Annotated in this window: 12 protein-coding genes and 1 other RNA gene; 8 read left to right on the forward strand and 5 right to left on the reverse strand. The window is 66.6% G+C overall.

Going from position 1 to position 12,632, the window contains the following annotated elements; genetic code table 11:
* The first annotated feature begins 32 nt into the window (after positions 1-32).
* From ftsE to PQI23_RS06845, 6 genes are all read left to right on the forward strand, one after another.
* Positions 33-1,196: a cell division ATP-binding protein FtsE gene (gene ftsE / locus PQI23_RS06820; protein ID WP_339972846.1), complete on the forward strand. Its 1,164-nt coding sequence runs from the start codon at positions 33-35 to the stop codon at positions 1,194-1,196.
* Complete coding sequence (gene ftsX / locus PQI23_RS06825; protein WP_339972848.1) at positions 1,193-2,107, forward strand: permease-like cell division protein FtsX; 915 nt, start codon at positions 1,193-1,195, stop codon at positions 2,105-2,107. The genes ftsE and ftsX overlap by 4 nt, the downstream gene beginning before the upstream one ends.
* A gap of 210 nt (positions 2,108-2,317) precedes the next feature.
* Positions 2,318-2,794 carry an SsrA-binding protein SmpB gene (gene smpB, locus PQI23_RS06830; protein WP_339972850.1) on the forward strand — a complete coding sequence of 159 codons (477 nt, stop codon included), beginning with the start codon at positions 2,318-2,320 and terminating at the stop codon, positions 2,792-2,794.
* A gap of 5 nt (positions 2,795-2,799) precedes the next feature.
* On the forward strand, positions 2,800-3,429 hold the full coding sequence (locus PQI23_RS06835; protein ID WP_339972852.1) for a TetR family transcriptional regulator: 630 nt from the start codon (positions 2,800-2,802) through the stop codon (positions 3,427-3,429).
* Positions 3,430-3,570: 141 nt separating this feature from the next.
* Positions 3,571-3,941: a transfer-messenger RNA gene (ssrA, locus tag PQI23_RS06840) on the forward strand.
* Between the two features lie 187 nt (positions 3,942-4,128).
* On the forward strand, positions 4,129-5,625 hold the full coding sequence (locus PQI23_RS06845) for an amino acid permease (protein WP_339972855.1): 1,497 nt from the start codon (positions 4,129-4,131) through the stop codon (positions 5,623-5,625).
* Here PQI23_RS06845 and PQI23_RS06850 read toward each other — a convergent pair.
* Genes PQI23_RS06850 through PQI23_RS06870 form a run of 5 tightly spaced genes read right to left on the reverse strand, consistent with a single transcriptional unit; the run spans position 5,593 to position 10,459 of the window.
* Positions 5,593-6,507, reverse strand: a complete 915-nt coding sequence (locus tag PQI23_RS06850) for a polysaccharide deacetylase family protein (RefSeq protein ID WP_339972857.1) — start codon at positions 6,505-6,507, stop codon at positions 5,593-5,595. The genes PQI23_RS06845 and PQI23_RS06850 overlap by 33 nt on opposite strands.
* Positions 6,504-7,469 (reverse strand): agmatinase, encoded by a 966-nt coding sequence (speB, locus tag PQI23_RS06855; protein WP_339972859.1) that lies wholly within the window; start codon positions 7,467-7,469, stop codon positions 6,504-6,506. Before speB ends, PQI23_RS06850 begins: the two co-directional genes overlap by 4 nt.
* 28 nt (positions 7,470-7,497) lie before the next feature.
* Complete coding sequence (locus PQI23_RS06860) at positions 7,498-8,277, reverse strand: SDR family NAD(P)-dependent oxidoreductase (protein WP_339972861.1); 780 nt, start codon at positions 8,275-8,277, stop codon at positions 7,498-7,500.
* On the reverse strand, positions 8,277-8,966 hold the full coding sequence (locus tag PQI23_RS06865) for an SDR family NAD(P)-dependent oxidoreductase (protein ID WP_339972863.1): 690 nt from the start codon (positions 8,964-8,966) through the stop codon (positions 8,277-8,279). Before PQI23_RS06865 ends, PQI23_RS06860 begins: the two co-directional genes overlap by 1 nt.
* Positions 8,966-10,459, reverse strand: coding sequence for an APC family permease (locus PQI23_RS06870; RefSeq protein WP_339972865.1), 1,494 nt, complete (start codon positions 10,457-10,459; stop codon positions 8,966-8,968). Before PQI23_RS06870 ends, PQI23_RS06865 begins: the two co-directional genes overlap by 1 nt.
* A 125-nt stretch (positions 10,460-10,584) precedes the next feature.
* Here PQI23_RS06870 and PQI23_RS06875 point away from each other — a divergent pair, with 125 nt between their 5' ends.
* Both PQI23_RS06875 and PQI23_RS06880 read left to right on the forward strand, forming a co-directional pair.
* Positions 10,585-11,949 carry a PucR family transcriptional regulator gene (locus tag PQI23_RS06875; protein ID WP_339972866.1) on the forward strand — a complete coding sequence of 455 codons (1,365 nt, stop codon included), beginning with the start codon at positions 10,585-10,587 and terminating at the stop codon, positions 11,947-11,949.
* Between the two features lie 20 nt (positions 11,950-11,969).
* The gene (locus tag PQI23_RS06880) at positions 11,970-12,575 is read left to right on the forward strand and encodes a hypothetical protein (protein WP_339972868.1); all 606 of its coding nucleotides are present in this window, start codon (positions 11,970-11,972) and stop codon (positions 12,573-12,575) included.
* Positions 12,576-12,632 lie beyond the last annotated feature (57 nt).

A 12,632-nucleotide genomic window follows, 5' to 3' on the forward strand; every position in this document is an offset into this window, starting at 1 on the left:
CCCCGGTCGGCAGGGCGTACAGTCTTCTCGTCATGATCCTCTTCGAGAACGTCACCAAGAAATACCGGGGCACCGCGAAACCCGCGCTCGACGGTATCGACCTCAGGGTCGACCGAGGCGAGTTCGTCTTCATCGTGGGTGCGTCCGGTTCTGGAAAATCCAGCTGCTTGCGGTTGATCCTTCGCGAGGATCAGCCCAGTGCCGGGAAGATCCACGTGCTGGGGCAGGACCTCAGCAAGATCTCTTCGCGCAAGGTCCCGTACTTCCGCCGGAATCTCGGCACGGTCTTCCAGGATTTCCGTCTGCTGACGAACAAGACCGTGTACGACAACGTCGCCTTCACGCTGCAGGTCATCGGCAAGTCGCGCGGCTTCATCCAGGAGGCCGTGCCCGACACGCTCGAAATGGTCGGCCTCGCCAATAAGGCGAAGCGCTTCCCGCACGAGCTCTCCGGTGGTGAGCAGCAGCGCGTCGCGATCGCGCGCGCCATCGTCAACAAGCCGGCGATCCTGATGGCGGACGAGCCGACCGGCAACCTCGACCCCGCGACGAGTCTCGGCATCATGCAGCTCCTGCGCGCGATCAACGCGGCGGGCACGACGGTCGTGATGGCCACCCACGAGGCCACGTTCGTCGACATCATGCAGCAGCGCGTCGTCGAACTCTCCCAGGGCGTCGTCGTGCGCGACGAAGTCGGCGGAGGCTACGGAGAGACCGCCTCGATCCCGATCGCGGACCTCTCCGATGCGAGCGTGCAGGTGCTGCGCACCTCCGAGGCGGTCGTGCGCGCGGCGCTCGCGCCCGAGGTGCTCGACGACCCGGCGCGGTCGACGGCGGTTCAGGATGCGGCCGATCGCGATCCTGCGCTCGTCGAGGCTGCGGCGGAAGTCGTCGCGGCGGCAGCCCCCGAGCCCGAAACCGAGGAGCCTCGCATCGTCGAAACCCCGGATGCCGAACGGCCGAAGGAGGCATCGGTCTTCGAGGAGCCGCACCCGTTCGGCGAGGAGGACGAGGAGGACGAGGACATCGACGAGACGGTGCACGCCGATGGGCCGCGCGGCCGCAGCATCCCCAGCTTCCTCGAGCCGGCGAGGCCGCTCGATCCCGTGCAGATGGCGGAGACGGGAAGCCTCGCCGAGCATCTCGGACTCAAGCGAAAAGACGACGACCAGACGGATGTGGGGCCCGTGCGATGAGGGTGGGACTGGTACTCGGCGAGGTCTGGAGCGGCTTTCGCCGCAACCTCTCCGTGGTCATCTCGGTAGTGCTCGTCACCTTCGTGTCGCTCACCTTCGTGGGCGCCGCGATTCTGATGCAGCTGCAGATCCAGCAGATGAAGACGTTCTGGTTCGATCGCGCGCAGGTCGCGGTGTATCTCTGCACCGATTACGACCAGAGCGCGACATGCTCGGGAACGGACGCGGGGGAGGAGGAGATCGCGGCGGTGCAGGCGGCGCTCGACTCCGACACGCTCGCGCCGTACATCGAGGACTCGTTCTTCGTCGACCACGAGCAGGCGTACGAGGAGTTCACGAAGCAGTTCGAGGGCAACCCGATCGTCGAGATCACGAGGCCCGAGCAGCTGAACCAGACGTTCTGGATCAAGTTGAAGGATCCCTCGCGCTCGGACATCATCCAGGAGACCTTCGCCGGCATCCCCGGCGTGCAGAGCGTCTCCGATCAGCGCAGCCTGCTCGACCGCATCTTCCTCTTCCTGGGAGTCGCGAGCTACACCGCCATCGCCATCGCCGGGCTGATGCTCATCGCCGCAATGCTGCTGATCTCCACCACCATCCGCCTGTCGGCCTACTCGCGGCGACGGGAGATCGGCATCATGCGTCTCGTCGGAGCCTCGAACCGCTTCATCCAGACGCCCTTCATATTGGAGGGCATCATCGCGGCCCTCGTCGGCGCCGTGCTCGCGAGTGCGGCGTCGGTGGCCATCGTCAAGTTCTTCGTCCAGGGGTTCTTGGCGAGGGAGGTGCCCTTCACCAGCTACATCACGGTCGAGCAGTCGCTCGTGGTGCCGCCGATCCTCGTGCTCGTCGGCGTGGTGCTGTCGGCGATCGCGGCGAAGATCGCGATCACCCGCTACCTGCGGGTCTAGGTCACTGCATCCGGGCGGGCCGGAGGTCCGCGCCGGACGGGGTTCCGCTCCGGGGGCGGCCCGGCGCGGAGCGGAGCTCCGTGCAGTGATCTGCGTTCAGCAAGCCGCCGTAGCCGCGCGGGGGCTTGCAGAACGCGGATCGCTCGCGTGGCGCGGGGGGCGCAGCGCGCTATGCTGGGAGGTCCGGCCGCGCGAGAGAGAGGATGTGCCATGCCCAAGGAGACCGGCGAGAAGCTGATCGCCTCGAACAAGAAGGCTCGGCACGAATATCAGGTCCTCGATACGTACGAGGCCGGTATGGTGCTCACGGGCAGCGAGGTGAAATCGCTGCGCATGGGGCGCGCCTCACTCGTGGACGGCTACGTGTTCATCGAGAACGGCGAAGCATGGCTCGACGCCGCGTACATACCCGAGTACCTCAACGGATCGTGGACGAACCACGCTCCGCGACGGAAGCGCAAGCTGCTGCTGCATCGGCAGGAGATCGACAAGCTCTGGCAGAAGACGCGCGAGGGCGGCATGACGATCGTGCCCTTGAAGATGTACTTCCTCGACGGCCGCGCCAAAGTCGAGATCGCGCTCGCACGGGGCAAGCGCGAATACGACAAGCGGCAGACGCTGCGCGAGCAGCAGGATAAGCGCGAAGCCGAGCGCGCCATGCGCCAGCGCAACCGCATGGGGGAGTGACGCGCGTGACGGCGCCCACGTCGTCTTCGCGGGTGCGCAAGCCCGCGGAGCAGCGCAGGGCCGAGATCGTCGCCGAAGCTGCGGCTATCGCTCTGCGCGACGGGCTCGAGGGCGTGACATTGCGCGCGGTCGCCGACCCGCTGGGCGTACGACCGGGCCTCATCAGTCACTACTTCTCAGCGGTGGAGACGCTCGTCATCGAGGCCTTCGTGCTCGCGGTGACGGCGGAGCGGGACTGGCTGTTCGGTGACGAGGATGAGCCGCTCGTGCAGATGTCGGGCTTCGTGCGGCGCGCCGAGAGCCCGGAGGCCGTGGAGCTCTGCCGGCTCTGGCTCAACGCCAGGCATCTCGCGCGGGCCATCCCGAACCTCGCGGTCGCGATCGACGAGCAGGAAGCGCTCGATCGGGTGCGCATGGTCGCACTCATCGAAGCCGGAATCGCGAGCGGTGCGTTCGACACCGCAGACCCCGTGGGCGCGAGCACGCGCATCTACATGGCCGTCGACGCCATCGGCGTCTATGCCAACAATGCCGCGCCGTTCGAGCACCCCGCATTGCGGCACTTCGTCTCCGACATCGCAGCCTGGAGCCTCGGGATCGACCCGCGTGCACTGCAGGAGGAACACGGCGCCTGACGAACATTCGCTCTGCACTCCCGTTCCTGATAGAATGGTCGTTCCGGCGATGCGCCGGTGGTACCGGTCATCGCACCGGACTGAAAATTCCACAGTGCATGATGCGAACGCTCCGACCGCACCGATACTCGGTGCACATACGGGGCCGATCGGTTTCGACACGTCGATTTTGAGACTGTGAGAAGCGGGCCGAGGACGCGGAGTTATCTCGTTAACGCCCTTCGCAAACCATAGGTGCCAACGCTAAGCGCACCGACTTCGCTCTCGCTGCCTAAGCACGAGACCGAGTCCGTCAGAGCGGGTGGGCTTCCGCCCCGCTTCTGGCGTCATTAAGGGAGCTTGCTGATACGTCGCGTCTCAGGGCGTATCGGGACTTCTTCTGAGACTGGGCCTGTCGCACTAGGTGTTCGTGGCAAAGTGCGGGGCCGAGCAGAACGTTTTCACGAACTACGCTCGTAGAAGGCACGGAATCGTCGAAGTGGACCGGGGTTCAATTCCCCGCGGCTCCACGTTCGCGTTCGCATCATGCACTGGGAACTCGTATCGCGCCGGCACTGAGACGTGCTGCGGTGCGATCTCGCTTCGGCGTGGCGCGTTCGCGCTCGGCCGCATGAACGCCCGGTACGCGGTACCGTGGAGCGGGGGGTGTGCCAACCAGATACCGTAATGATGCGGTAGACGAAAGGAACGCACCGGTACATGTCGAACTCCCACCTGCAGGCTCCTCGCGAGAACGGACTCGAACGGGCCCTCAGCAATCGCCACATCCAGCTCATCGCGATCGGCGGTGCGATCGGCACCGGGCTCTTCATGGGCTCGGGCAAGACGATCTCAGTCGCCGGTCCGTCGGTCGTGCTCGTCTACATGATCATCGGCTTCATGCTCTACTTCGTGATGCGGGCGATGGGCGAGCTCTTGCTGAGCCGCACCCACTACCGCAACTTCGCCGACTTCGCGGGCGACATCCTCGGGCCCGGCGCAGCGTTCTTCCTCGGCTGGACCTACTGGTTTTGCTGGGTCGTGACGGGTGTCGCCGACGTGATCGTGATCTCCTCGGTGTACGTGACCTATTGGTTGCCGGTGCTGCCGACCTGGATCCCGGCCGTTGCCGTCATCGTGCTGCTGATGCTGCTCAATCTGCCCTCGGTGCGCGGCTTCGGGGAGACCGAGTTCTGGTTCGCCATGATCAAGATCGTCGCGATCGTGGCGCTCATCATCGCGGGTGTCGTGCTCATCGCGACGGGCTTCACCCATGAGTACACCGATACGCGCACCGGCGAGGAGATCACGGGAACCGCATCGCTGATGAACCTGTTCACCGTCGGAGGCGGCTTCTTCGGCGGTGGTTTCATGGGGTTCATCATGGGGTTCCAGATCGCGGTCTTCGCCTTCGTCGGCGTCGAACTCGTCGGAACGGCGGCGGCCGAGACGCGCGACCCGGAGCGGAACCTGCCGCGCGCGGTCAAAGCGATTCCGATCCGCATCCTCCTCTTCTACGTCGGCTCTCTGGTCGTGCTCATCTCCGTCGTGCCCTGGGTCGCGTTCAGCAAAGACGAGTCGCCGTTCGTCATGCTGTTCTCCCTGGCCGGCATCGGGGCGGCGGCGCACCTCGTGAACCTCGTGGTGCTCACGTCTGCGGCCTCGTCCGCGAACTCCGGCATCTATTCGACATCGCGCATGGTGTACACGCTCGCGACCAGCGGAGACGCTCCTCGCCTCTTCGCGAGGCTGACGCGCTCGCGGGTGCCGCGGAACGCACTGTTCCTGACGGGGGTCCTGCTGCTCAGCTCGCTCGTGCTCCTGCTCACCGGACTCGACAAGTCGGCGGGGTTCTCGATCGTCACGACCATCTCATCGCTGTGCTTCATGTTCGTGTGGACGATGATCCTCATCAGCTACCTCGTGTATCGCCGCCGTCGACCGCAGGATCACGCGGCGAGCGCCTTCAAGATGCCGCTGGGCACGTCGATGCCGTATGTCGTCATGGCCTTCTTCGTCTTCCTGCTCTGGGCCTTCACGCAGGATCCCGAGACCCGTGCCGGCCTCATCGCCACCCCGGTGTGGTTCGTCGTCGTGGGCATCGGATACGCGGTGCTGCGCAGGAAGCCCGAGCACACGCGGCTGCGCACGGAGCACGCCGCCCGAGTCGCGGAGGAGCAGCGCTCAGCCGAAGCGCGGCGGGCGAACAGAGGCTGAGGCTGTTTGGTCGTCGGGAACAATGCTGATCGGTCGTCGGGCTGCGAGGTGAGCGCTCCGCGCAAGACCGGCGATCTCGCCGAGAGAGGCGACCCATACGTCGGGCATCTCGTGTGCGGTGGTGATGAAGCGCTCCAGTGACGCCGCGCGGCCGGGTCTTCCGCTCAGAAAGGGATGATTCGTCAGCACCCAGCATCCTCCGAAGCGACGCACGCCTTCGAGCTCCGCGCTCCACAGCTCGATCGCGTGCGCCGGCGTCTGGATTGGACCGAGTTCGCTGACGCCGGGAAGGAAGCAGTACTGCTCCCAATCGTCGAGCGCCCAGTGGATCGGAATCTCCACGATCGGCACGCTATCGGTGGCGAGCACGTACGGGCTGTCGTCGTCCATGAGGCTCGAGTCATAGGCGAACCCCCGTTCGGCGAGGAGCGTCGGCATCTCCCAGGAGAGATCCCACATCGGCGCTCGATACCCTTGCGGGCGCTCGCCGGTGAGTCGCTCGAGCGCATCGATGCCTCGGTCGAGCTGTTCGGCCTGTTCCGCATTCGACAAGCCGGTCGGTCGCACGTGGTGATATCCGTGATGCGCGACTTCGTGCCCCGCCGCCGCGATATCGCGCACGACGCTCGGGTGCAGGTCGGCCGTGTAGCCCGGGATGAAGAAGGTGCTGCGTGTTCGAGTGCGTTCCAGGACGTCGAGCAGCCGTCGCACGCCGACGGTGGGACCATAAGACTGATGCGTCATGATGCTGAGGCTTCGCGCCGCGTTCGGGTCTGCGGCGAGCGCCGCCGACTCCCCGTCGACATCGAAGGTGAAGGCGGCTGCGCAGTTCGCGGACTCAGGCCAGTCTGCGAACGTGCACGCGCGTGCTTCCTCGATCATCCCGCTCGCCCGCCTCGCAGTTGCTGCGCCATGATGGTCACGAGATCGTACGCGCAGTGCGCCGCGGCGACCGCCGTGATGCTCGCGTGATCGTAGGCGGGAGCGACCTCCACGACGTCCGCGCCCACGAGCCGGCTCCCCGCCAGGCCGCGGACGAGCTCGAGGAGCTCGCGACTGGTGAGTCCACCGGCCTCGGGCGTTCCGGTGCCGGGCGCGTGGGCGGGATCGAGCACGTCGATGTCGATCGAGATAAAGAGCGGGGCGTCGCCGACCCGCATGCGAATCCTCTCGAGGATGTCGAGGAACGGAGTGGTGTGGAACTCGCGCGCATGCACGATCGTGAAGCCGAGTTCCTCATCGTCCCGCAGGTCGTCGGCGCTGTACAGCGAACCCCGAATGCCCACGTGGGCCGAGTGCGACTTGAGCAGGAGCCCCTCTTCGATCGCGACTCGGAACGGTGTGCCGTGCGTGACCGGGGTGTCGAAGTACGGGCCCCACGTGTCGAGATGCGCATCGAAGTGCACCAGCGCGAGCGGCCCGTGCTCCCGGTGCAGTGCACGCAGCGATGCGAGCGCGATCGTGTGGTCTCCGCCGAGGATCATGACCGGTTTGCCGCCCTGCACCAGGTCGGAGATGCCGGCCTCGATCTGGTCGAGCGCCGCGCCGATGTCGAAGGGATTGCAGTCGATGTCGCCCGCATCGACCACCTGACCGGCGGCGAAGGGCGCGGCATCGAGAGCAGGGTTGTAGGGGCGCAGCAATCGCGAGGCCTCGCGAATCGCCCCGGGACCGAACCGGGCCCCGGGGCGGAAGGTGACTCCCGAGTCGAACGGCACGCCCACGATGGCGAGATCGTGCTGGGCGGCATCCTCGCGGCGGGGAAGCCGCGCGAACGTGGTCAGGCCGGCGTAGCGCGGCGAGACCTGTCCGTCGGTCGGGGGGATGATGGGGAGGTCGTTCACGGGGTCTCCTCGGATTCGGGTGGTCGGTTTACACTCGGCCGCGGGTCGAGCCGCCGTTGATCTGCAGGGTCTGACCCGCCATTGCGGCGAGTGCGGGGTCGGCGAGGAACTGCACTGCTTCCGCTATCTCGGTTGCTCGACCTACGCGGCCGAGGGGGATTCCGTCGGCATAGCGCTCGTGCATCTCCTGCAGGTCGACGCCGGCGTCGTCGGCGTCGACCTGCAGCTGCGGGGTGTCGATGACCCCCGGCGCAATCGCGTTCACGAGGATCCCCTCGGGTGCCAGCTCTCGTCCGAGGCATTTCACCAGACTGATGAGTCCGGCCTTCGACGCGGCGTAGGCGGAGGCGTTCGGCCATCCGATGACGCCCCATTCGCTCGAGATGATGATGATCCGGCCTCCATCGCCGTGCGCTCGCATGGCGCGGACGGCCTCCTGCGTCAATGCGAACGTGCCGAGCAGATTGGTGCGCACCACCCGCCACCATTCGCCGGGGTCCGCGTCGGCCAATGCCGACATCGACATCGTCGCGTGATTGGCGACCAGCACGTCGAGACGACCCGCGGTGCGAACGGCGTCCTGCACGAGCGACCGCGCCGCTTCGGGATCGGAGAGGTCGCGCACAGCGGGAATCGCTCCGGCGCGCCGGGTGAGCGCGTCGAGTCGTTCGCTCGGCATGCGTGCGTGGGCTACCACCTGCATACCGGCGTCGGAGAGCGCTTCGACCTGCGCCGTTCCCAGGCCGCCCGCAGCACCGGTGACGAGCGCGATTCGCCGATCGCCGGGGGAAGTATGGTGGTGCGACATCAGATCACGGCTCCTGAGTTCGGGTGCAGGGTTTCCCCGGTGGTGAATGCGCCCGAGCAGATGAGGAACTCCACGCATCGTGCGACGTCGTCGGGGGAAGCCAGTGCTCGAGTGGGCAAGTCGCGAAGGTAGTTCGGTTCTCTCCAAGGGGAATCCGCGGGCAGCATCGGAGTGTCCGTCGGTCCCGGCGCGACGCCGTTCACTCGGATGCCGGCGGGCGCCACTTCGGCGGCGAGACTTCGGACCGCACCCAGCACCGCCCCTTTCGCGGCTGCGTAGTGGCTGTCGCGCTCGCCGCCGCCCACCGCGAGTTCGCTTGCGACCGCGACGATGGACCCGGTCTTGCGCTCCATCATTCCGGGGAGGAGGGCCTGTGAGACACGGAAGAACGCGCCCAAATGCACGTCGAGCATGAGGGCGGCATCCGCGTCGGTGACATCGGTGAACGGAGTGCTGACATAGTGCCCGGCCGCGCTTACAAAGCCGTCGATGGGGCCGAGAGCGGCACTGGCACGCGATACCGCGGCAGCCGTGCCCGCGGGATCGGTGAGGTCGATGATCTCCGAATGGTCGGCCTCTGGCGATGCCGTGCGATCGAATCCTGCGACGCGCAGGCCGCGGCGCTGCAGTCTGCCGACGATCGCGCGCCCCATGCCGCCCGCGGAACCCGTGACGATGACGGCCCGCATCAGCGCTGCCCTCGACCGCTGGTCGTTGCGACCCCCGCTGCGGCGTCGAGGTCGATGATCGCTGTCGGCACCGTCTCGATGCGTCGCCGCACCCGAGCGTATACGAGGCTTCCGATCACCGTCAGCGCGACGGTGCCGACGACGACGGACCAGTCGAGCCATGCGTTGCCGTTGAGCGCGCGGGGCCATGCGATGTTGACGAGCTCGAACGTCACCCAGCCGAGCGCGATGATGGCGACGATCGGGGTCCATGCACCGATCGAGAACGAGCCGGCCTTCCAGCGCCGCCGCAGCACGGTCGCGGCGAAGGCGGCGACCGGGAAGAGGAAGCTCAGGTAGAAGCCGCCTGAAGTGTAGTTGACCATGAGCGTGTAGAGGTTCTCCGCGACATTGCTGAGGAGGAAGAGCGCGGTTCCGATGACGGTCGTGATGAGGATCGGGCCGACCGGTTGTCGCTGCTTCCGGCTGAGACGCGATAGCGAAGCGGCGAACGGAAGAGCACGATCGCGGGCCTTCGCCCAGATGAGTCGCGATGCCGAGGTCTGCAGCGCGAGGAAGCTCGCGATGAAACCGATTGCGAACAGAGCCTGCAGGGGAAGGGCGATCGCCGAACCGAGTTGCGCCGTGAGGACGGCGTAGACCGGGTCGGAATCGTATTCGGGGAGTTCGGCCGCATTCTCCGGGGTTGCGAGGATCACCGCGAGGCTCGAGAACATTACCACGAACGCGATGAAGGCGAGTGAGAACAGCACTGCTTTGGGAAGATTCCTCCGCGGCTCGTGCACCTCCTCGGCGATCGATCCGGCGCTCTCGAACCCGACGAAGGAGAATCCGATGAACACGACCGCGAGCAGGAACGGTCCTCCGAGTGAGAAGAAGCCGTCTTCCGCACCTACACTGCGGCCCCCATCGAACAGGACCGAGAAGTCGTGCTCGCGATGCGCGATGAGCAGCCAGACGCCGAGCCCGATCGAGCCCACGATCTCGGCGACGATACTCGCCATCATGAAGACTTTCAGCACCCCTCGCCCGGCGAGGTTGATGAGCGTTCCGAGCACGAGGACGACGAAAGCGATCAGGGCGATTTGCGGACCACTCGCGCCGTGCAGGCCGATGATGTTGGCGATGAACCCGGCGGCGCCGAGCGCGACCGTCGCCATGGCGATGGTCAGTGTCCAGATGTAGAACCAACCGGCGAACCAGCCGAACCCCGCGCCGAGCATGCGGTTCGACCATTGGTAGATCGAGCCCTCGAGCGGCCATCGCGATACGAGCATGGCGAAGACCAGGGCGACGAAGAACTGGCCGGCGAAGACGATGAGGAATCCCCACCAGAACGAGGGCCCTGCAGTGCTGATCGCGAGGCCGAAGATGCCGTAGAGAGCGACGATCGGCGAGATGAAGGCGAATGCGAAGGCGAATGCTGCGCCGAAGCTGAACTCGCGTTTCAAGGTGTGGGCCGTGCGTTCCGGCTGCGAAGATGGGGTGGTCAACGTGGACTCCTTCGGCCAACGGGTGGATTGCTCCCAGTATTGACGCTTCTCCAATGGTCGGGGCGATTTTCGGGAGCAAACTCCACTTCGTCGCGCGAACTATTGGAGAAAGCTACAATGCTGAGATGGTGAACGACGGAGTCGCGCTCGGCGTCGGGCCTCGAGTGACCATCGGTGAGCTGCTTGCGGATGCGACTCTGGGTCTCGTCCCGATCGTGATGACCGAGGGAGATGTGAGCGCTCCTGTCGCTTGGGCCCACGCGACAGAGCAAATCGATCCGCGTCCGCATCTCAGGCCGCGCGAATTCGTGTGCACACTCGGCAGCGCACTCATCGGCCCCCGCGCTTCTAAGACGTTCGTCGAGGCGCTCGTGGAGTCCGGAGCGGCGTGCGCTGGTATCGGGCTGGGGGAGGTGCATCTCGATCCGCCGACGGATCTCGTCGATGCGTGTCGAGTGCACGGTCTGCCGCTCCTCGTGATTCCGCACGGCACACCCTTTCTCGCGGTGAATGACGCCATTCTGCGCCGGCGCAGCGAGGCGGAGACCGAAGCCAGGCGAATGGAGACCTCGCTGCTCGGCGAGCTGCTGCAGCGCGCGCGTTCAGGAGCGACGGAGGAACAGCTGCGGGCACAGGTCTCGAGTTCGTTCGGCGTTCCGAAGCGCTCGGTCGGGGGCCGAGGCGCTGTCGCGAGGGGCGGAGCGGCTTCGGGGCCGAGCGAGGAGTTCGCTGAACAGTTCGCAAGCATCGTCGAGATCGCACGAGTGCAGGTCGAGCGCGCTGCAGCGGAACAGCGCTTGCGCGTCGGGCAGCTCATCGACTTCGTTGAACAGGGTCTTGCTCATGCTGGTGCGCTCTCTCCGGAGCTCGAGGCCCGCGGTATCGGCGCGGGGCCTCTGCAGGTCTCGGCGTGGCCGGATGGAAGCGCTGACGCCGTCACGAAGCGCTGGCCCGACGCAGTGGTCGGGGCGACATCGCGCTCGGTCACGATGATCACTGCACCGATGTCGCTGGAGGAGACGCAGAGTCTCGGACTCGTGTGCGGATACAGCTCGACCGTGAGCTCATCGCAGTTGCGCTCGGCCATCTCCGAGGCATGGTCGGCGTTCACACTCGCGAGGAGCCGAGGAGGAGTCGCGGGGCCTCGTGATCTGGTGTCGTTCGAGGCACTCCTCGAGCAGCTGCCCGCCGACGTGCCGAAGCGCTTCGTCGAGCGTCTGCTCGCCCCGATCATCGACGCAGAAGGCTCCTCTCGAAGCGAGCTGCTGGAGACGCTGCGCGCCTACGTCGCCGCAGACCAGCACGTGCAGCGAACAGCCGACGCCCTCTTCGTGCACGTCAACACCGTGCGCCACCGGCTCAGACGGATCCGCGAGCTCTCGGGGCGCGATCCGATGACGCTGCACGGTGTCACCGACTTGCGCATCGCGCTCTGGGCCCATGAACGACGCCGCGCAGTGAGCGCGCGCCTCGTCCCTCCTCTGCGATGACGCCGCGGTAGGATCGGAGCGTGACGTCATCGCGAGCCGAACGGACGAGCCGCGGGCTCGTCGTCGCGGCAGTGGCTTCGTTCGCGGCGATCTTCTCCCACGCAGTCGCCGATGGCGGCTCGGTGCCGGTGCTCGGCGTGCTGCTCGCGCTCGTCTTCGCCGTGCCGGTGTGCGTCGCGCTCGCCGGCCGGTCGTTCTCGTGGAGTCGCCTCGCGCTCGCCGTCGCGGCGAGCCAGTTCGCATTCCACGGCCTCCTCGTCATCGGACTCGGCGGTGGCTCGTTCACGTTCGGGGCAGCGGCGCACCTGCACGACGCCGGATCCCTTGCGCAGCGGCTCGCTGCCGAGGGATCGAGCGTACTCCCGCACGGCGACCATGCCGACGGGGCGATGTGGATCGCGCACGCGTGCGCAGCTGTCGTCACGGTGCTCGCGATCGGCGCCGGGGAGCGCGCACTCATCGCGATCCTCGGCCTCGGAAGACTGCGCCGCGTCGCCGAACTGCTCCGGTGGGCGCCGTCGGTCGACAGGGTTCCTCGCACGCCCCTCGCCGCCTGGCGCTCGGGTGCGCCTCGTCTCACGACTCTGAGTGACATGCGACGGAGGGGACCGCCGCAAGCGGCCTGATCCCTTCCTCACTCATCGCGAACGGCGCAGAGCCGCTCGCACACAGTCATACGGAGA

The sequence above is a fragment of the Leucobacter sp. USCH14 genome (assembly GCF_037619215.1).
In the GTDB taxonomy this organism is placed as follows: domain Bacteria; phylum Actinomycetota; class Actinomycetes; order Actinomycetales; family Microbacteriaceae; genus Leucobacter.